At 51.9% G+C, this 21,322-nt stretch carries 15 protein-coding genes and 2 pseudogenes; 4 read left to right on the top strand and 13 right to left on the bottom strand.

The features are described from left to right. Window positions 1-2: 2 nt before the first annotated feature. Window positions 3-1,001, bottom strand: coding sequence for a 2-keto-3-deoxygluconate transporter (gene kdgT / locus OGW13_RS16775; RefSeq protein ID WP_042999090.1), 999 nt, complete (start codon window positions 999-1,001; stop codon window positions 3-5). 701 nt (window positions 1,002-1,702) lie between these two features. On the opposite strand from kdgT, the gene proP reads away from it, so the two are divergent. Both proP and pmrR read left to right on the top strand, forming a co-directional pair. Further along, window positions 1,703-3,205, top strand: coding sequence for a glycine betaine/L-proline transporter ProP (gene proP, locus OGW13_RS16770; protein ID WP_042321219.1), 1,503 nt, complete (start codon window positions 1,703-1,705; stop codon window positions 3,203-3,205). A 60-nt stretch (window positions 3,206-3,265) separates the two neighbouring features. After that, window positions 3,266-3,355, top strand: coding sequence for an LpxT activity modulator PmrR (gene pmrR, locus OGW13_RS16765; RefSeq protein WP_042999091.1), 90 nt, complete (start codon window positions 3,266-3,268; stop codon window positions 3,353-3,355). Here pmrR and pmrB read toward each other — a convergent pair. The 12 genes from pmrB to OGW13_RS16705 all read right to left on the bottom strand — a co-directional run bounded on the left by pmrB (window position 3,352) and on the right by OGW13_RS16705 (window position 19,808). Continuing rightward, a complete protein-coding gene (gene pmrB / locus OGW13_RS16760; RefSeq protein ID WP_287116308.1) occupies window positions 3,352-4,437 on the bottom strand; it encodes a two-component system sensor histidine kinase PmrB in 1,086 nt (361 codons plus the stop codon). The two genes, pmrR and pmrB, sit on opposite strands and share 4 nt — an antisense overlap. Then, window positions 4,438-5,112: a two-component system response regulator BasR gene (gene basR, locus OGW13_RS16755; protein WP_042999093.1), complete on the bottom strand. Its 675-nt coding sequence runs from the start codon at window positions 5,110-5,112 to the stop codon at window positions 4,438-4,440. Then, on the bottom strand, window positions 5,109-6,752 hold the full coding sequence (gene eptA / locus OGW13_RS16750; RefSeq protein WP_200050783.1) for a phosphoethanolamine transferase EptA: 1,644 nt from the start codon (window positions 6,750-6,752) through the stop codon (window positions 5,109-5,111). Before eptA ends, basR begins: the two co-directional genes overlap by 4 nt. A gap of 98 nt (window positions 6,753-6,850) precedes the next feature. Further along, entirely contained in the window at window positions 6,851-8,188 is a 1,338-nt protein-coding gene (adiC, locus tag OGW13_RS16745; RefSeq protein ID WP_042999095.1) for an arginine/agmatine antiporter, read from the bottom strand. A gap of 128 nt (window positions 8,189-8,316) precedes the next feature. Further along, window positions 8,317-9,078 carry an AraC family transcriptional regulator gene (locus OGW13_RS16740; protein ID WP_042999096.1) on the bottom strand — a complete coding sequence of 254 codons (762 nt, stop codon included), beginning with the start codon at window positions 9,076-9,078 and terminating at the stop codon, window positions 8,317-8,319. Window positions 9,079-9,411: 333 nt separating this feature from the next. Beyond that, window positions 9,412-11,679 (bottom strand): arginine decarboxylase, encoded by a 2,268-nt coding sequence (gene adiA, locus OGW13_RS16735; RefSeq protein ID WP_125340059.1) that lies wholly within the window; start codon window positions 11,677-11,679, stop codon window positions 9,412-9,414. A 230-nt stretch (window positions 11,680-11,909) separates the two neighbouring features. Next, window positions 11,910-12,545: a DUF2238 domain-containing protein gene (locus tag OGW13_RS16730; RefSeq protein ID WP_042999098.1), complete on the bottom strand. Its 636-nt coding sequence runs from the start codon at window positions 12,543-12,545 to the stop codon at window positions 11,910-11,912. A 144-nt stretch (window positions 12,546-12,689) separates the two neighbouring features. After that, on the bottom strand, window positions 12,690-14,336 hold the full coding sequence (gene fumB, locus OGW13_RS16725) for a class I fumarate hydratase (RefSeq protein ID WP_042999099.1): 1,647 nt from the start codon (window positions 14,334-14,336) through the stop codon (window positions 12,690-12,692). Between the two features lie 76 nt (window positions 14,337-14,412). Continuing rightward, a complete protein-coding gene (dcuB, locus tag OGW13_RS16720) occupies window positions 14,413-15,753 on the bottom strand; it encodes an anaerobic C4-dicarboxylate transporter DcuB (RefSeq protein ID WP_042999100.1) in 1,341 nt (446 codons plus the stop codon). 635 nt (window positions 15,754-16,388) lie between these two features. Continuing rightward, on the bottom strand, window positions 16,389-17,108 hold the full coding sequence (gene dcuR / locus OGW13_RS16715; RefSeq protein WP_042999101.1) for a two-component system response regulator DcuR: 720 nt from the start codon (window positions 17,106-17,108) through the stop codon (window positions 16,389-16,391). Further along, window positions 17,105-18,736 (bottom strand): sensor histidine kinase, encoded by a 1,632-nt coding sequence (locus OGW13_RS16710; RefSeq protein WP_044264069.1) that lies wholly within the window; start codon window positions 18,734-18,736, stop codon window positions 17,105-17,107. Before OGW13_RS16710 ends, dcuR begins: the two co-directional genes overlap by 4 nt. A gap of 121 nt (window positions 18,737-18,857) precedes the next feature. Continuing rightward, window positions 18,858-19,808, bottom strand: a complete 951-nt coding sequence (locus OGW13_RS16705; RefSeq protein ID WP_109739563.1) for a nickel/cobalt transporter — start codon at window positions 19,806-19,808, stop codon at window positions 18,858-18,860. 477 nt (window positions 19,809-20,285) lie between these two features. Between OGW13_RS16705 and OGW13_RS16700 the strand changes: the two are divergent. After that, window positions 20,286-20,840, top strand: a pseudogene (locus OGW13_RS16700) (molybdopterin-dependent oxidoreductase); the annotation flags it as partial. A gap of 69 nt (window positions 20,841-20,909) precedes the next feature. Further along, window positions 20,910-21,322 (top strand): annotated as a pseudogene (locus OGW13_RS16695) (IS5-like element ISKpn26 family transposase); the annotation flags it as partial.

The following is a 21,322-nucleotide window of genomic DNA, read 5'->3' as shown; positions in this document are numbered from 1 at the left end:
GATTAGTGGTGTGCGGATTCCGCTGTCGTTTCTTCCACACCAGCAGGAGCCGGTAGCCTGGCGAAGCGTTTGGCGTAGAGCGCGGTAATAATCGGCACCAGAATCGCCGTGACCACTACGCTGGCAGCGACCAGCGCCGTCGCGGAGGCGGCAACCGGTTCAAACGCCGGGTTGATTTGCGCGATGATCACCGGGTTGGCAACGGCGGCACCTGCCGCAGAGGACGCCGCGACACCTGCAGTACCATTACCACCACCGATCACACGGTCCGCAATAATCAGTGGAATACCGGTGATGACAATGACCGCCACACCCAGCAGGATGCCCAACAGACCGGTATCAACAATCACACCCAGGTTAATGGTGTTACCCAGCGCAAAACCGAAGAACGGAATCAGTACCGGCGTTGCTTTGCTGAAGAACGCACGCAGATCGTGGTCAAGGTTGCCCAGCGTGAAGCCGATCAGGAACGGCAGTACTGCGCCGATAAAGTGATGCGGTTCAAAGGAGCCCAGACCCGCAGCGCCCAGAATCACCATTGTCATCAGCGGACCGGATTCCAGCGACATCAGAACGAACGCGCCGGACTCTTCTTTCGTACCGTACTGGTTCATCAGGCTGGCATACAGACCGCCGTTGGTCATATCCATCGCGGAAACAATCGCCAGTACGGAAAGACCGGCAAAGAAACCGGTCTGAATACCGGTATCCGGAATAAACGAGGCGGCAATCATTGCCACTACCCACGCCACGGCAATTTTGGTAATGACCAGCGTGCCGGATTTACGCAGAACCGTACCGGTTGCGCGTAAATCAATTGATGCACCAATACAGAAAAACCACACAGCAAGAATTGGTACCGTGCCGGTAATCATGCCTTTTGTAAAGGAACCAAAATAAGCACCGGTATTCGGTGCCAGGGTATTTACAACCGCACCCAGCAGCAATGGAATCAACATCATCCCACCAGGGATGCGTTCAATGGTGGCTTTAATTCTCATAAATGTCCTCACTTCTTGCCCGTGGAACATACGGGTAAGGTGGCAAAAAAATATTAAAATTCAGAAGGTTGTATCTGAAAAGAAGGCAGGGAAACCTACATTCTCTTTATGTTCTACGTAGCGATTGCACCGTGTATCGGCGTTTTTCGCTTCCCGGTGGTATTGCAACGACTATTATCTTGCATTCATTGGAATGTTGATTCAATCAAAACGAAACGCTGTTTTAGTTATCTTTGTCACATAATCAATGTAAACATTCCCGCGCGATCTGAATATTTAAAATTACCGTAAAGAAGTTGTGAAAAATGAGAGGGAATTGCCTGGCAGAATAATAATAACTGCAGTGACTTTTTATGAAGCAAGCACAACAAAATAGAGGTCGAAAACGTAAAAAAGAACAACTCTGTGCTTTAAAAAAAGAGACTCAGGATCACCTTATTTACCTCCGTTGACGAAACCTAAACATATATGTGAAGTTGATCACAATTTTAAACACTGGTAGGGTAGATAGCTCATTAACCGCCCAAATCAGGCGTCAACAGGTTCGGTTGTACAGACCTTAACCAGTCCGTGTAAGTAAACCTGCTACGCTTGTTACAGGAGTTGCGTCTGAGCAACCCCGCGCTCGACGGTGACGTTGCGCCCAGTGCGCCAGTGCAGTCGATATGCCGCGAGACAGGGCTTAGTCTACGAGGACAGCTATGCTGAAAAGGAAAAAAGTAAAACCGATTACGCTTCGTGATGTCACGATTATCGATGACGGTAAATTGCGAAAGGCGATTACCGCTGCTTCGTTGGGTAATGCGATGGAGTGGTTTGATTTTGGGGTTTATGGCTTTGTTGCTTACGCATTAGGTAAAGTGTTCTTCCCGGGGGCTGACCCCAGCGTGCAGATGATTGCCGCCCTTGCTACTTTCTCTGTTCCCTTTCTGATTCGTCCGCTCGGTGGTTTGTTCTTCGGTATGCTCGGCGATAAATATGGTCGCCAGAAGATTCTTGCCATCACCATCGTGATTATGTCGATCAGTACCTTCTGTATCGGTCTGATACCGTCCTACGCCTCGATAGGCATTTGGGCACCCATCCTGCTGCTGCTGTGTAAGATGGCGCAGGGCTTCTCCGTCGGCGGTGAGTACACCGGCGCGTCTATTTTTGTGGCCGAATATTCCCCGGACCGTAAACGCGGCTTTATGGGAAGCTGGCTGGACTTCGGCTCCATTGCCGGGTTCGTGCTGGGGGCGGGTGTGGTCGTCCTGATCTCGACGGTGGTCGGAGAAGAGAACTTCCTGGAATGGGGCTGGCGTATTCCGTTCTTTATCGCCCTGCCGTTAGGGATTATCGGACTCTATCTGCGTCATGCACTGGAAGAGACCCCGGCGTTCCAGCAGCACGTCGATAAGCTGGAACAGGGCGACCGCGAAGGCTTGCAGGACGGACCAAAAGTGTCCTTTAAAGAGATCGCCACTAAGCACTGGCGCAGCCTGTTGGCCTGTATTGGCCTGGTGATTGCTACCAACGTCACCTACTACATGCTGTTGACCTATATGCCGAGCTATCTGTCGCATAACCTGCATTACTCTGAAGATCACGGCGTGCTGATTATCATCGCCATTATGATCGGGATGCTGTTTGTCCAGCCGGTGATGGGACTACTGAGTGACCGTTTTGGTCGTCGTCCATTCGTGATCATGGGTAGCATCGCGCTGTTTGCCCTGGCAATCCCGGCCTTTATTCTGATTAACAGTAATATTATCGGCCTGATTTTTGCCGGTCTGCTGATGCTGGCGGTGATCCTCAACTGCTTCACCGGGGTCATGGCGTCTTCACTGCCAGCTATGTTCCCGACACATATTCGTTACAGTGCGCTGGCGGCGGCATTTAATATTTCGGTACTGATTGCCGGTCTGACGCCAACGCTGGCGGCCTGGCTGGTGGAAAGCTCGCAGAATCTGATGATGCCTGCTTACTACCTGATGGTGATTGCGGTGATTGGTTTCATTACCGGTATCACCATGAAAGAGACCGCGAATCAGCCGCTGAAAGGGGCAACGCCCGCCGCCTCGGATATTCAGGAAGCGAAAGAAATTCTCGGTGAACACTACGATAATATCGAGCAGAAAATTGAGGATATCGATCAGGAGATTGCGGACCTGCAGGCGAAGCGTACGCGCCTGGTGCAGCAGCATCCGCGAATTGACGAGTAAATTAAGGTTTGCTTAATCTCTGACTGGCACACTCTCTTCCATACCCTGGAGGAGAGTGTGATGAAACAGCGTATTTATGAAAGTGTCACGACCGTATTCAGCGTACTGATTGTCAGTAGCTTCCTGTACATTTGGGTCTCAACCTACTAAACCTTCTTCAACAGCACCGAGGCGCGGGTTCCGGTGGTTCCACTGCGATTTTGCAGGAAAAACTGCCCGTGGTGCAGCTGCGTAATGCGGCTGACGATGCTTAACCCCAGACCGATTCCACCGTAACGGCTGTCCATGCGGACGAAGGCTTTGCTGAGTTCGCCGCACTTGCTTTCATCGATCCCCGGTCCTTCATCTTCTACCGCCATTGTCATTGTTGCTTCGTCATCAACGTTCAGCGTAATGGCGATGGTGGTGCCTTCCGGACTGTAGCGATGGGCATTTTCCACCAGATTACGCAGCAGCATCCGCAGCAGCGTCGCGTCGCCCTGAACAGCCGCATCGTCCTGACTGTCAGGCAGCAGGAGTGTCTGTTCGCGCTGTACCAGCATCGTGCTCAGCTCATCGTAAGATGGCAGGATCACATCTTCCAGCAATCTGACATGCTGATAATTTCCCGATGAAAAAGACTGACCCACGCGGGCGAGTTGTAAAAGCTGCGAGACGCTGTCCATCATTTGATCAAGACGACCCAGCAGCGGCGCGACATCCACGTGATGCGCTTTTGACAGCAGTTCCAGATGCAAACGGACGCCCGATAGCGGTGTTCGCAGTTCGTGCGCCACGTCGGCGGTAAACAGACGCTCGTTTTCGATGGTCGTGGTCAGTCGATTGACCAACTGGTTGAGCGCCGAAACGACCGCTTCAATTTCGACCGTTGAGCTGTGAATGTCGATAGGGGAGAGATTATCCGCCGTGCGGGTTTCTAATTCGTGTTGCAGGTTGGCGAGCGGACGGGTAATGCGGCGAACGGCCTGATAGCAGATGAACAGCGTTAACCCCACCATAAACAGGCTGGGGACGATCAGACTGGCGACCGCCTCGCGGATTTCATGCATGATGTGGCGATCGTTATTGCGGTTATCCCGTAGCGCCTGTTCAAACAGCTGGATCTGCTCAGTGCTTTCATGCCAGAGCCAGAAGGTGCTGATAAGCTGGAAAACCAGCAAAATCATGCCGATGGTGATCATCAGCCGCCGACGCAGGGTCATGGGCTGGCGTAGAAAACGCTTCAGATTCAATTAGCTTTCCTCAGTCGCGGTCGCCACCAGCATGTAGCCAAAGCCGCGCACGGTACGAATACGGGATTTGCCCACTTTATCGCGCAGGTTATGGATATGCACTTCCAGGGTATTGGTGGACGGTTCGTTATCCCAGTTATAGATGTCGTTATAGAGAATTTCCCGGTGCACCGGGCTTCCCGATTTCAGCATCAGACGCGACAGCAACGCGTACTCTTTAGGGGTAAGAATTAACTCCTCTCCCTCTTTCCACACCTGTCGACGGCCCATGTTCAGCGTCAGGTTGCCGACGACCAGTTCACTCTCGCCCTGGTTATTGTGACGACGCAGCAGCGCGCGGATCCGGGCGTGCAGCTCTTCCAGCGCAAAAGGTTTCACCAGATAATCGTCGGCCCCGACGTCCAGCCCGGAAATCTTATCGCCGAGCGTGTCCCGCGCAGTAAGGATCAGCACCGGCAGGGTATATTTTTTCTGCCGGATGCGAGCAAGGAAATGCAGGCCATCTTCGTCAGGCAGGCCGAGGTCCAGCACCACCAGACTGTAATGACCGGTTTCCAGACATTGCTCAGCCGCACGGGCGGTCGACACGCCATCGCAGGCGTACCCTTCGGTTTGTGCCGCCAGAATCAGGCCCTGCAAAAGCAGCGTATCGTCTTCAACAATCAGTATTTTCATTGCGTGGTTCTCCTGCAGGGCTGCAGAATATCATCTGCGGCCTGATATTGCGTGGTCTGTACGCCGGTCAGTCCCAGCATGGTCGAGAAAAGATTGTCCTGCGAGTAATCCTGAGTACGCGCCTGTTTTTGCAGGCAACTGGCATCAACCTGATAGCGCTGCTGATAATCCTCTGACAGCCACAGCAGCATCGGCACATGCTTCTGGGAGTCTGGCGCAATGGCATACGGCAGGCCGTGCAGATAAACGCCGTTTTCACCCAGCGACTCGCCGTGGTCGGAAAGATACACCAGGCTGGTGGTAAATTTATCCTGATGCGCTTTCAGAAGATTAATTGTTTTATCAACAATATAGTCGACATACAGCACGGTATTATCGTACGTGTTCACTAATTGTTCCTGTGAACAGGTCTGGATTTCATTGGTATCGCAGGTTGGGGTAAATTTCCTGAACTGCGGCGGGTAGCGGTTGTAGTAGGTCGGGCCGTGGCTGCCGATGGTATGCAGTACAATCACCCCGTCACCTTGCAGGTTGTTGATGTACTCTTCCAGACCGTGGAACAGAACCTCGTCATAGCATTCGCCGTCGATGCATTCCCCTTTCAGGTTTAACGCCGTCATATTCTGATGCGGCACGCGATCGCAGGCGCCTTTACAGCCGCCATCGTTGTCATTCCACAGTACGTTAACGCCCGCGCGCTGGATAATATCGAGCATCCCTTCCTGATGCTGCGCCAGCTCTTCGTCGTAATGCTTACGCGGCATGTTAGAGAACATGCACGGTACAGAGACCGCCGTAGCGGTACCACACGACGTGGTGCGTGGGAAGTAAACCACATTATCTTTTGCCAATAGCGGATTGGTTTTGCGGGAGTAGCCGCCGAGCGAGTAGTTTTCGCCACGTGAGGTTTCACCGACGATCAGGATAGTCAGATTTTTGCGCTTCTCTTGCTGCATCACCGGATTACGATGGGCGTCTTCCCCGATGCGTACCAGCGGCAGGTGCGCGAGGCGCTGATGGGAGTACCATGACCAGCTGGCGACAATGCCGTTAGACGGGCTGAGAGCTTTGACCAGTTCTTTATTGTTGCGAAACAGTGAGGCGTAATCTTTATAGAAAAAGGCCGCCACCAGCACGATCAATAACACGGATACCAGCACGTTGGCAGCGCGATACAGCACGCTGCGCAGGACAGGCGTGGTCGGTTTGATTTTAATCCAGCAGGCAACGATGGCCGCCACAATGCCGCTAAGACCGAGCGTGAGCACCATTCGCGGCGTCATCAGGGCGAACGTTTCGGCAGGCGTCGTATCCACCATATTGGCAATCATTGAGCGGTCAATGATGATGCCGTAGGTCATGATGAAATACTGCGCCGACGCGGACATTAGAATAAACAGGCAGGCCAGCAGGCGGTTCAGCCACAGGAAAGAGGCCAGCGTCAGGACAATATTCATGACGCTGAACGCCACGACCGGCATCGACAAGAAGACCAGCACGTTACGCAGGGAATCCAGCGGCAGATCCTGCACAACCTGTTTGTAGAACGCGATGTTCAGACAAACAGACAAATAGAATGAAACCAGTAGTAACCAGGCCAGCAGGCTGAGAAGAGGTCTTTTGACAATGCGCTTTAACATGGTGGAGCTTCCGTAGACTAACTAGCGCAGATCCTCGCAAAGTAAAGTTAAGCCAACCTTAAGAACTTAAGGTTGGCTTCATCGTGTAAAAGAGGGGATTAACTGCGGTTAACCGGCGCATCCAGTGGGAAGGGGTTTTTGTGGATCCGGTTGTAGTTCAGGGCGTACAGCGCGGTGATGATCATCAGGGTCACGAATGACCACATCACCTCTTTCGCGCCGGACCCCACCACTGCCCAGATGCAGTAAATAAAGGCCACAAAGGTTACCAGCAGATAGAGCGGACGCGCTTTGCCGAAGTGTCCGTGACCGAGCAGCAGCAGCGCGGCACAGGTGTACAAATAGGGCACCAGCGTAAAGATGACGGACACTGAAGAGACGAGACCAAACTCTTTCGCGGCGTTCGGCGACATACTGCTGAACTGGAAGATAGTCATCAGAATCCCGACAATAATCAGCCCGGCAACCGGTGTGCCCGCCTTATTTACACGGGCAAAAATCGGTGGGAACAGACCGTCATCGGCGGCGGCTTTTGCAGTCTGTCCGGCCAGCAGCGTCCAGCCGCCCAGCGAACCTAAACAGCCTGCTGCCGCGCAGAAGGAGACAATCGCGCCGGCGGTGTTACCCAGCGCCATACGTGCCGCATCACCGAACGGTGAAGCGGAGACGCGCAGCGCGGCGTTAGGGATCATCCCCATGATGGCGGTGGTGGAGAGCACGTAGCACACAGCCGCGATCAGCACCCCGCCAATGGTGGCAATCGGCACATTGCGTTTCGGGTTTTTGACCACCCCTGCCGCTACCGAGGCACTTTCGACCCCGATGAATGACCACAGGGTGACGTTAAGGGTGCTCTGAATCGCGCCGAAGGTGTTCATGCCGCTCACGTTCCAGGCCGCCATGTAGGTTTCGCCACGGAACCAGAACCAGCCAAACACCGCGATACCGACGATGGGGACCAGCGCCAGCACGGTGGCGACGGCCTGAACGCGGGTGATCATTTTCGGACCGACAATATTGAGCAGAACGAAGATCCACAGCACCACGACGCAGGTCAGGGTCAGCACCAGCGGATCTTTCAGAATGGGGAAGAAGTAGCTCAGGTAACCGACGCCGATAACCACCATCGCGATGTTACCGATCCAGCAGGCCAGCCAGTACAGCACGTTGGTCTGGTAACCGAGGAACGGCCCAAAGCAACGACGAGCATACGCGTAAGAACCGCCGGGACTGGGATCTAAGGACGACATTTTTGCGTAGACCATCGACAGCGCCAGCGCGCCGATAATCGTGACTAACCATCCGTAGATTGCAATCCCGCCGGTGGCGGCCAGGTTCGCAGGGAGCAGGAAAACCCCTGAACCCATGATATTCCCCGACACCATTAAGGTGACGGGGATTAAGCCCACTTTGTGAGCATCAGCATCCGAGGACATAATTAATCTCCTGAAGGGAACAATAAATGATGTCTCATAATACGCCTTCAGGTGTCGGTTGAATTATGTGCGACGTGGGTTATCGCTAATGCTGATATTATCGTAGCTCATTACAAAATGCTCAAAAATCACGCTGCCGTACGGTCTTTAAACTGGCTGACATAATGTAGCGGGGTCATGCCATAATACTCTTTGAACACAGAGATAAAGTAAGATGTACTGTTATAACCACACAGTTCGGAGACCTGGGATATATTCTTGCCATCCATCAGAAGTTGATTAACAGCGTAGCGCATGCGGCAAGTGGTGATGATTTGACTGTAGCTGGTATTTTCGCTTTTGAGTTTCTTCTTTAGCAAACTTGGACTCAGACAGAGACAACGGGCGACCTGATTAAGATTCCATGCTTTATGAATGTCACTCTCGATAATATGGTAAACGCTGTCGCTGACGCGGTTTCGCAACATAAACATCAGCAGGGACAAAAACTTCTTACTGTCGAGAAAGCGGGATAACACGGCGAACAACAGGCAGCGTGTACGTTCTTCTTCGCCAGGGCTGTCGGTATGCGCAATGCTGTGTTGTGCTGCCACCCGGAAGACATCGGGGGTCACACATTCAGCGGTTAATACCGGTGAGGAACTCCGTTGCCAGAGTGGAATATTTGAAAGATCTTTATTTAAAAAGCGAAGATAATCTTTAATTATATCTCGGCTAATATGTGCGACCAGTGCGTTATTAATCGATGAGATATCGATGATATTGTTTTCACAGGCGATGAGTGCCATATGATTCGCTTTTAAATTGATAGCCTCTTTACCGTTTACTCGTAGCCAAACGTCTTTTTCGGTTAACACGACAATGCAAGGATTATTGCTGAAAATTCTCATACCCTAACTCCCGAATATGAACATAAAATATCCTTTCTCGCCAAAGGGGAGAGATAAAGCAGATATTTCGATTTGTATGACGAATGAAGTCCGCATTAAAATAATGGTTTTGTCTGGAAATACAATAGGCGACAGATAATTGCTATGTACAGAAACTTTTACGCGGTGGAAACCATGCATAAGGGATAAAAAAAGCGCGGGGAGCACCCGCGCAAAAAGGTATGACAATGGTAGTTTTTCTCAGCAATACTCAGGAAACGCTCGTCATAACCCTACGGCCTAAACCAGGCTGCGTCAGGGTGGCCATGTCATGACGCAGTCGTCGGAATTGATTTACGCTTTCACGCACATTACGTGATAGACGCCATCAATGATTTCAGTGCCTTCGGTTTCATGTTCGAAACCAGGGAAGTGGTGATCCCAGGATTGCAGGGCGCGGAGATAGCCCACCTGCGGACTGTTTTCATCACCGAAGTTCTCTCCGGAAAGCAGCATCGGAATTCCCGGCGGATAAGGGATCACCGAGTTTGCTGCAATGCGACCCGGCAGTTTATCAATGGCCACCATTTCGATGTTGTCGTTAACGATAGCGTTATAGGCTTCACGCGGCGTCATTGCGGCAACCGGCAGGCCGGAATAGGCGGCGTTGAGTTTCGCGCCTGGGTTGTTTTCCCGCAGCCAGGCGAACATCCGATCGCCCAGGTCGTGAATGCCCATATTGGCGTAGGTTTCAGGGTGTTCGTCGACCAGTTCCGGCATGACCTGCGCCAGTGGGGTGTTGGCATCGTAGTGATGTTTAAATGAGCACAGGGTGTTGATCAGGGTTCCCCATTTCCCACGGGTGATGCCCATCGAGAACAGGAACATAATCTGGAAATCGGTGGTGCGGGTTGGCACGATTCCGTGACGTCCAAGCCAGGCGGTGACCAGCGCGGCAGGCACCCCCGTCTCTTCCAGTTCGCCGTCGTCACCCATCCCCGGTGCGAGAATGCTGACCTTGATCGGGTCAAGCATGCTCCAGTTATCGGGTAAGTCTTTAAAGCCGTGCCAGGATTCGCCCGGACGCATCACCCAGCAGTTCTGGTCTGTTGCCAGCAGTTTCGCCGGTGCGTCAGCAAAATCGAATGTTTTCCCGGTCTGCGGATCGGTGACCACTTCTTTGTTCCACGGCTTGAAGAACCAGTCGCCGTCGGCGCTGAACTCTTTATACAGACGCGCCATGGCCTGGCGGAAGTCGATGGCTTCGTCGATCACTTCCTGAGTCAGCGACAGGCCGCTGTTGCCGTCCATCATGGACACCGCCACATCGTTGGATGCGCAGATGGCATACAACGGCGAGGTGGTGGCATGCATCATGTACGCCTGATTGAAGCGGGAAAAATTCACTGCGCCGCGACCTTCACGCACATGGATGTAAGACGCCTGAGAGAGGGCGTTCAACAGTTTGTGCGTAGAGTGGGTGGCAAAAACGGTAGGACCACTGTGATCGCCCGGTTCACCGCGCATCGCATAGTGGTCGGCGTAAATCGGGTTAAAGCGGGCGTAGCCGTACCAGGCTTCGTCGAAGTGAATGCGGTCGGTAGTTTGCGCCAGTAACGCCTGTGCGGATTTCGCGTTATAGCAGACACCGTCGTAGGTACAGTTGGTCACCACGCTATAAGACGGTTTTTGTCCTGTCTTCTCTTTGGTCAGCGGGCTTTCGCTGATTTTTTTCTGTAAGGTTTCCGGCTGCATTTCCTGTGGGTAGATAGGGCCAATGATGCCGTAGCGGTTACGGCTGGGCACCATATACACCGGTTTCGCCCCGGTCAGGATCAACCCCTGTTCAATCGATTTATGGCAGTTACGGTCCAGCACCACCACATCGTTATCGGTCATACAGGCCTGCATAATGGTACGGTTGGAGCCGGATGTCCCGACCACGACGGACCAGGAACGGTCTGCGCCAAAGACCCGTGCAGCATATTTTTCGCTTTCGCCAAAGGCCCCGGTGTGATCGAGCAGAGAACCCAGCGAAGCACGTTCAATCCCCATGTCGCTGCGGAACAGGTTTTCGCCGTAATAATCATGATAGAAGCGGCCGGCAGGCGTTTTGGTAAAACCAACGCCGCCCTGGTGGCCCGGTGCAGCCCAGGAGTATTCGTGGATATCGCTATATTTCATCAGCGCACTAAACAGCGGCGGCAGCAGTTGCTGACGATAACGGGTCATGGCGGCGACCGCGCGCCCCGCGATAAAGTCAGCGGTGTCTTCGAGGATCCAGGCGAACTCATCGACAAGCTCCAGCATATCGCGGTCCAGCGAGGCGGTGGCTTTCTCTCTGTCACCTAACAGAAAGACCGGCACATTTTGCTGGCGCTCATGAAGCTTACCGATCAGTTCTCTGACATTTTGATGTTCATCAGGCTGTTCCATTTGATAGCTGAACATCAGGCAATCAATGGCTTCGTTTGCCGACAGGATGGCGTAGCCGTCGTCGAAAGACGTGGACTTAATGACGGCAACATTTTGCCGACTTAAGGCGTCTGCCAGACGTTCCACGGCCTTGCCAACCCAGGTGTCCTGATGCAGAAATTCACTTTCAACAATTAATACTTTCATCATCTCTTACCCGGTTGTGGAGGAATCTGTGATGCGGGCAAGTATTATCCTGACTAAAAAAGGTGTAAAGAGGGCGCGAAACGACGGGGATTCATCAATAATTGTTTATAAACAATGGATTAAAGTGATTTGCCAGCCGTTTTTGGCGATGGTTTATCGACAGCTGAATTATTTTTTGAGCTGATAGTGATATCGCCGGAGCCTGTGTATGCCTCCGGCAGATAAATACGTTATGCGTCGGGGGGCGTTAATCCATAGCGCTGCAACTGACGGCTATGCACTCCCGCCAGCAACGTTACCGTAGTCAATGAACCCAGCAACGCGCAGAACATGTCTGACTGGGTATCCCACGGGTCGCCCTGCGTGCCAAGGAAATCGTCCGCGCCCTGTCCCATCGCCAGCGCGGCCCACCATTCAATTAACTCATAGGTGGCACTAATCGCCAGCGCCACGCAGCAAACCAGAAATGCCAGCATCTTACCGCTGCGAACACTCTTTGTGCGTAGCAGAATTTCGCGCGCCACCAGTGCCGGAACCAGGCCCTGGAAGAAATGGCCGAGCTTATCATACGGATTTCGGCTTAAGCCCAGCCACTCCTGCACTTCAAAGCCCACAGGGACTTTGGCATAGGTGTACATACCGCCCACCATCAGGATGATGGCGTGGAAAAAAATCAGGGTATAAAGCAGAGGAGTGAGCGGGTAGCGCTTTGCGGTTGTCAGCAGCAGCGGTATCACAATAATGACCGGCGTAACTTCCATCAGCCAGGTGGTTTTCTCACCTGCCGAGAAGCCAGTGTAGATCAGGATAAGCGTCAGGATCAGTGCGCCGATATTCAGCAGGGTGGGGTTTAATGTGCGGATCATGGTGATTTCGCAAGTGATGGAAAAGGCTACTATTCACCGAAGTGGTCGAAAATTCAATGCCAGCCATGACGGGAAAAGGTGGCCCGGGGGGATCACCGGACTGCCTTCAAACGTTGAGAGCAGTCCGGTGCCGGGCCGAAGAGGTTATTTCGTGCAGTTAGCGCACTGCTTGTTCACTATCTGCTGGAAGAAATCATTGCCTTTGTCATCGACCAGGATGAACGCCGGGAAATCTTCCACTTCAATTTTCCAGATCGCTTCCATACCCAGTTCCGGATACTCAACGCATTCCAGATGCTTGATACTCTGTTGCGCCAGGACCGCTGCCGGGCCGCCAATGCTGCCCAGATAGAAGCCGCCGTGTTTATGGCAGGCATCGGTCACCTGTTGGCTGCGATTGCCTTTTGCCAGCATGATCATGCTGCCGCCGTGCGATTGCAGGAGATCAACATAGGAGTCCATTCGGCCTGCGGTGGTCGGGCCTAATGAGCCTGAAGGATAGCCCGCCGGTGTTTTTGCCGGACCGGCGTAGTAGATCGGGTGATCTTTAATGTACTGCGGCAACCCTTCGCCAGAGTCGATACGTTCTTTCAGCTTCGCATGCGCAATATCACGACCGACGATAATGGTTCCGGTCAGCGACAGACGGGTGGAAACCGGGTACTGTGAAAGCTGTGCCAGGATCTCTTTCATCGGGCGGTTGAGGTCAACTTTCACCACTTCGCCTTCACCGGCCTGACGCAACGCTTCCGGGATGTACTGACCTGGGTTGTGCTCCAGTTTTTCGATCCAAATCCCTTCGCGGTTGATTTTGGCTTTGATGTTACGATCCGCCGAGCAGGAAACGCCCATGCCGACCGGACAGGAGGCACCGTGACGCGGCAGGCGGATCACGCGGATATCGTGGGCGAAATATTTACCGCCAAACTGCGCGCCAAGACCGAGTTTTTGTGCCTCTTCCAGCAGTTCCTGTTCCAGTTGTGTATCACGGAACGCCTGACCATGCTCGTTGCCTTCGGTCGGCAGCGCATCGTAGTAATGCGTGCTGGCGAGCTTCACGGTTTTTAGCGTGCTTTCTGCAGAAGTGCCGCCAATCACAAAGGCGATATGGTACGGCGGGCAGGCTGCTGTTCCCAGCGTCCGCATCTTCTCAACGAGGAAGTTTTTCAGCTTGCCCGGGGTGAGCAGCGCTTTGGTTTCCTGGTACAGGTAAGTTTTGTTGGCGGAACCGCCGCCTTTCGCTACGCACAGGAATTTATACTCATCACCATCGACGGTGTAGAGGTCGATCTGTGCCGGCAGGTTGGTACCGGTATTCACCTCTTTGTACATATCCAGCGCGGCGTTTTGCGAATAGCGCAGATTGTCTTCGATATAGGTGTTGTACACCCCTTTTGACAGCGCCGCTTCATCACCGCCACCAGTCCAGACACGCTGGCCTTTTTTCCCCATGATAATCGCCGTGCCGGTATCCTGACAGGTCGGCAGAATGCCTTTGGCGGCGATTTCAGAGTTTCTCAGGAATTGCAGGGCAACGTATTTATCGTTTTCGCTGGCTTCGGGGTCATGAAGAATGGAGGCGACTTGTTGCTGATGTTCGGGGCGGAGCATGAAGGAGGCATCGTGAAAGGCTTGTTGCGCCAGCAGCGTCAGGGCTTGCGGCTCAACCTTCAGTATGGACTCACCTTCAAACTCACTCACGCTGACATAATCGGAAGTGAGCAGGTAGTACTCTGTTTCGTCTTTCCCCATCGGGAAAGGTGCCTGATAGAAGAACGCTTTATTTGACATGTGCTTCCAGCCTATTGATTTCTTTTAATATCATAAGTGACGTGCCGCCCGGTGACGGACGGCACGCGGGAGACCTTTACAGGAATCCGTACATGGCAGCAAAGATCCAGCCAAAGACGCAGGAGACGCTCACGCCAATCAAACCCGGGAGAATAAAGCTGTGGTTGATGACGAAGCGACCAATGCGGGTGGTACCTGAACGGTCGAACTGAATGGCGGCCAGATCGCTTGGATAGGTCGGCAGAATGTAGTAGCCGTAGCACGCCGGGGCAGACGCCACGATGTAGGCCGGGTCAACGCCAATCGCCAGCGCGACCGGAACGATAGCCGCCAGCGCCGCTGCCTGAGAGTTAACGAATTTAGACACCAGCAGCAGAACAATCGCATAGGCCCACGGATACTCTTTCACCATGTTACCCAGCACACCTTCGATTTCTGTCATGTGCGCGCCGAACATGGTTTCCGCCATCCAGGCGATACCGTACACCGCCACAATCGCGATCATACCTGAACGGAAGACTTCGTTTTTAGAGATTGAAGCGGGATTGGTTTTGGTCAGGATAATAATCAGTGCGCCGGTCAGCAGCATGAACATCTGGATAACCAGCACCATCGACAGCGCTTTGCCACCGAATGAAGGGCGAAGTTCAGAGAAGGCACCCAGGATAGCGACGACAGCAATGGCGGCAAGGAAGATCCACATCGCCAGCCAGTTGCTTTTCGGCAGTTTTTTGTCCAGCAGCGTAGCGGTATCGCCATACACGTAGTGATGGTTTTCCGGTACGGAGATGAATTTCTGGAAGTCTTCATCTTTATCCAGATCTTTACCACGGAACCAGCTGAAAATACCGATAGCCAGAATACCAATCAGCGTGGACGGGATAGTGATCGCCAGCAGGTCGAGGAATTCGAGGTGTTTGCCTTCAAACGTCACATTACCCAGCATGGCAACCAGAGAAACCACCGCCACCGATACCGGACTTGCAATGATCCCCATTTGTGCGCCGATGGAGCTGGCGGCCATCGGACGTTCCGGGCGGATGTTATTTTTAATCGCCACGTCGTAAATGATGGGCAGAATCGTGTAGACCACGTGGCCGGTACCGCACAGGATAGTCAGGGTACAGGTCACAAACGGGGCAACGATAGAGACATATTTCGGGTTGCGGCGCAGCAGTTTCTCTGCGATCTGCAACATCACATCCAGACCGCCTGAGGCCTGTAGCGTTGCTGAGGCCGCGACCACGGCGATGATCACCAGCATGACGTCAACCGGTGGTTTACCCGGCTGGAGGTGGAAAACGAACACCAGAATGACCAGGCCGATACCGCCTAACAAACCCAGCGCGATACCGCCCTTTCTGGCACCATAAAACAAACATATTAATATTATGAGAAGTTGTATACTAAATAGCATTTATTTACCCTCGCGATAAAACCAGTCAATTTTGATAAATGGATCACAGCCATGTTCTGTTTTTTGTGTAATGGGCGCAGAGCCTGGCTAATATTCGTTTCGTCTGAAAGTGCGATTAGTTTTTAAACATCGAATAACGTTATTCCTAAGGACAGGAAAACTCTTATCGTTTTTTTCAGGCTGTTTTCAGAGAGCACGACTCTCTGGCGATGGGCAGTGTTGAAAAAGAAGAGCAGAGGCAGGTTCGGGCTATTTTTTGTATCTTTATGAAAAACATGAACATATCATCTGCTCACAGAGTGTGCTTATCCTTAAGATGTAGCATGAGCTCCGTTGCTACCGTTTATCGTTTTTGTTAATCCGTCCGGTTATTTCCAGACTACTCCTTTGTGATTAAAAATACACACTCTGCGCAGGGGATAATACTTTATTAACTTTTGTTAGCGTTTTTGAAATTAAAAACAATGGCGTGTCGGATAATAATAACGCATTGAAAAATGTGGAATGATGCAATTATATTTGATCTGGCACAATTTCTGAATTTGCAGGAAGTAACCTTAACCTTTTTATTTTTTCATTATTGTAATAATTGTTACCAATATATAACGAAATAATGCAAGGTTAAGATTTATCTTCTACTGACAATATTGCTTAAGTAAAGAATAATGTTCTGCCTGAATACGGTAACGGTAAACCGGCCTGCCCGTAACGCCATAATGGATGCTGGTAACCAGAATATGACAGTTGACCAGCCAGATAAGATATTTGCGGCAGGAGACGCGAGAGATATTCACCGCATTTGCCAGTTCATCGGTTGAAAACTCATAATCTTGATGTGCATCGATCCACTGACACAGCGTGCGCAGCGTCTGCGGCGTCAACCCTTTCGGCAGGCGGCGGGTGTCCTGCTCACTGGACGCATTGCCGTGAATCAGTTGGTCCAGCTCTGACTGCTCATAATACTGGTGCTTATCCATGTCCCTTTTCTTTTGCAGCCAGCTGGTGAGGGCTTCCTCAAAGCGTGAGGCCTGAAACGGCTTGATTAAGTAATCTACAACGCCGTAGTGCAACGAATCCTTGATCGTCATGGCATCGGCGGCAGAAGAGATGACAATGACATCGCTTTTGCAGCCGGCGGCATGCAGAAGCGGGAGCAGGTCCAGCCCGTTCTCTTTCTGCATGTAAATATCCAGCAGAATCAGGTCAATCTGAACATCGCTATTAAAAATAACCTCTTTGGCTTTTTCCAGCGTTGAGGCGGTTCCGCAGCACTGAAAACCGGGGATCTGTGCGACATAGCGGCGATTTAACTCCGCGACCATGGCGTCGTCATCGATAATAAAGACATTGATCATGTGCTGGCCCTCTCCCCATCCCAGGGTATTTGTACAAAAAATTGTGTGAAAACGCCAGGTTCGGATTCCACAAAAATATTGCCACCAAGACTTTCAACTTGTTGTTTAACAAGCGCTAAACCAACGCCGCGTTCAGTTCCTTTAGACGAGACGCCTTTATCAAAAATAGCGTCAAGGCGGTGCGGTTCAATGCCGGGACCATCGTCACTGACTTCACAATGTAGCCAACCATTGCGATAGTATAAGGAGACGCTGATCTCACCTCCTGACTGCTGTGCTAACGCGTCGATCGCGTTTTCAATCAGATTTCCGAGCGCGGTAATCAATACCGCAATTTGATCTTCATTGCCGCTGTCCGGTACCTGGCTGTCATGGCTAATCACCAGTTTGTGCCCTGAATCGGATGTGCGATTAATCTTACTAAGTAAAAAGCCAGCAATGACCGGCGATCTAATTTTGCCTAACAGTGAGCCGATCTCTTCCTGATAGTTGTTTGCCGTCTTAATAATATAGTCTTCAAGCTGCTTATAACTCTTCAGATGTAACAATCCCAGAATCACATGTAATTTATTCATGAATTCGTGGGATCGTTCACGGAGTGAGTCGGCATAGTTCACCATGCCATCCAGTCGCTGCATCAACTGGCGAACTTCCGTTTTGTCCCTGAAGGTGGAGATCGCGCCAATAATCTTGCCGTCGCTGCGAACCGGGACGGTATTAATGAGCAGCAACCGATCTTTGATGTTGATCTCTTCGTCGCGGTGCGACGTACCGTCGCGCAGCACTTCGCTGAGATCCACCACCTGCGACCATGCATGGCTGAGCGTGGAAAACTGGGGGTCATCCTGTGACTTACGGTAATCCAGCAACTCCTGGGCGGCCTCGTTGATTAACGTCACTTCGCCTTTGTCGTCAACGGCGATGACCCCCTCTTTGATTGATTGCAGCATCGCCTGGCGCTGTTCAAACAGGGTAGAAATTTCATACGGTTCCAGGCCAAACAGGATGCGTTTGAGCACTTTCACCAGCACCCATGTTCCCAGCAGGCCAACCAGCACGCCAAAAAGTACGGACCAGAGGATGCTGCCGCGACTGTCGTTAATCTGTTCGGTCACCCGACTCAGTTCCAGGCCGATTGCCACCACCCCAATCTGGTGGTGATTGTCGTCATAAATGGGGGTGAAAACGCGCAGCGCCTGGGCGAGAAAGCCCCGGTTGATGGCGATATTCTCTTTGCCATCCAGCGCCAGCAAAATATCGTCGCCCTTAAATGGTTGCCCGATGCGTTGGGCTTCCGGATGAGAATAACGCAGGCTTTTCATGTCGGTGACAACAATGAACAGCATATCGTTTCGCTTGCGCACCGCTTCGGCAATCGCCTGAATCCCGCTATCCTCGGGTTTTTTCATCAACCCCGCACGGATCTCCGGCGAGTCTGCCAGCGTCCGGGCAACGGCCAGCGCTTTGTCTGCCAGCGCATCACGCGTCATGTGGCTGATTTGTGAGAAGTAGAACAGATGGACGACAAGCAAGACAGAAAACAACACGGCGCTGACCATCAGTATCACCGTCGTACCGAGTTTCATCGGCCGTTCACGTAGCTTGCGACAAGGCAGGGAGTGTCTCATGGTGGTCCCGGGTTCACAGTTCGTGTGGATATTATCCCTATTGGGACGCGTAATTCAAAGGTGGCAGGGAAATTCACTGGGGCAGGTGTCCCATTATCGGATCATTATTACGCAGGTCGGATCAGCAACCTGCGGCAATATAATCGCCGTTGGCGCTAATCGGGATCACCGTTAAGAACAGAATTGTGGCAAACAGGATCAGCACCACACCGCCGACTATTTTCGCTGCAGGCGCAAGCCATTTCAGAGCGGGATGTCCTGTACCGAACCATGTGAGTGTCTGATTTCGGGCATAACGTACCGCCAGAGACAGTCCCATGATCGACAGCGCAGTGCCAAAGGACATGGTCATCACCGCTGCAATGCCCCAGGTGACGATACCGAGAGCATTGGAAAACAGCAGGATCATGATTGCCCCGCTGCATGGTCGGGCGCCGATGGCGAGAATCACCCCCAGCCGGGTTTTCCAGTTACCGTCCACCAGCGTCTGCCCGACGCCGTGATGTCCGCAGCCGCACTTCTCGTCATGGCTATGCAAGGGAGTAAATCGGGTGAAGGTTATCGGGCGTATGGATTTAAGTGCCTGATAAATGAGAAACGCGCCGAATCCGGCGATCAGCGCAGCGCTGATTTTTTCAACGTACCATCGGCTGGTGCTTAAATCGCCGGCTGCCAGGTTAAAGCCAATCGCGAGGATAAACACAAACAGGATCGCACTGACTCCTTGCATCAGGCTGCCAATAAAAGGCACGACCCGAGCAGCCAGCAGGCTTTCCTTATTGGTACTCAGATAGGTCGTCACGATGAACTTTCCGTGTCCCGGTCCGATGGCATGCAGTACGCCGTACAGAAACGCCCCCGTCAGTAACCAGAAACCGCCGCTGTACTGATGATTATTCAACTGCAGCAGATACATCACCAGATAGCGATGCAGGGTGATTTGCGTCGCCAGACACCACTGAATAAATGCTCCCCAGTGCAGATGCAGGGTATAGCCGATCCCAAACAGTGTCAGCGTCAGGAGTCCTGCCAGCGACAGGCGCAGAGAGGGATGGCGTCCGGATACGATCATGATTCAGTCTGGCTATGGGGATGATGAAACAGTATAGCCCGTTTACGGTAAGAACTCAGTTCACGCAGAAGGCTTTCTTCTTTTTGTATAACAAAAAATCATATTATTGCTAAATTAGCATAAAAAGTAATATGTTCCTGAACGCCAGGAATATTCATTTTGACCAGGAATACTCTTTTTGGCATACGTTCCAAAAATAAGAATTTTATTGCGCTTGCCTGACGGAATATATAATCGCAATATAATTAACTATACAATGATTATGCTGTTGTTCTGTTTTTATCTCTTATATGTTTACAAAAATGTCATTTTCAGTTAAATCACTGCTTTTTATCAGATGAAAAATGATAAGAGTGTCATGGTTTTACCACTTTATTTTTCCATAAAAGCGCGTTTGATCATAATCAACCATCAGCCGTGTTTAGCCCTATATGATTACTTATTAATAATAACTATGGATGCAATGTGAGAAAAAAGATGGAAATAAAAAAGTGGCTAAACACAACGCTGTCCCGACGGGATGCGGTGACAGGCACCGCAAAAATAGGTGCCGCTGTTGCACTCAGTAACGCGATTACGTTGCCTTTCTCTACCACCGCGCAGGCTGAAACGACTGACGCTCCTGCGCAAGGCGGAAATGGCGAAACCGTTCGCCACAGTGCCTGCCTGGTCAACTGTGGCAGCCGTTGCCCGCTGAAAGTGATCGTTAAAGATGACCGCATCGTGCGTATTGAACCGGAGGATGCAAAAGACGACGCGGTATTTGGCGAACATCAGATTCGTCCGTGTTTGCGCGGTCGTTCCAGTCGCTGGCGGGTATATAGTCCGGACCGGATTAAATATCCGATGAAACGCGTAGGTAAACGTGGCGAAGGGAAATTCAAACGTATTTCCTGGGATGAAGCGACAGCATTTATCGCTGCAGAATTAAAACGCGTGACGGAAAAATATGGCCGTGAGGCAATTTATTATAATTATCAGTCGGGCGCTTATTATCATACCCAGGGCACGCCTGCCTGGAAACGTCTGCTAAGGAAGGTGCGAACAAGTTCCTGATATGAGATCATCATATTCATCCGGAGCGCATCCCAGAGGGACATCATGAGCCATCAACTCACCTTCGCCGATAGTGAATTCAGCACTAAGCGCCGTCAGACCCGAAAAGAGATTTTCCTCTCCCGCATGGAGCAGATTCTGCCATGGCAGAATATGACCGCTGTCATCGAGCCGTTTTATCCCAAGGCGGGCAATGGCCGACGGCCCTATCCGCTGGAGACCATGCTGCGTATTCACTGCATGCAGCATTGGTACAACCTGAGCGACGGTGCCATGGAAGATGCCCTGTACGAAATCGCCTCCATGCGCCTGTTTGCCCGATTATCCCTGGATAGCGCCCTGCCGGATCGCACCACCATCATGAATTTCCGCCACCTGCTCGAGCAGCATCAACTGGCCCGTCAATTGTTCAAGACCATCAATCGCTGGCTGGCCGAAGCAGGCGTCATGATGACCCA

Origin of the sequence: Citrobacter sp. Ca225 (genome assembly GCF_030337175.1) — a bacterium.
Classification (GTDB): Bacteria; Pseudomonadota; Gammaproteobacteria; order Enterobacterales; family Enterobacteriaceae; genus Citrobacter_A; species Citrobacter_A amalonaticus.
The sequence above is the reverse complement of the archived record's forward strand: the minus strand, read 5'-3'. Positions and strand labels throughout refer to the sequence as shown.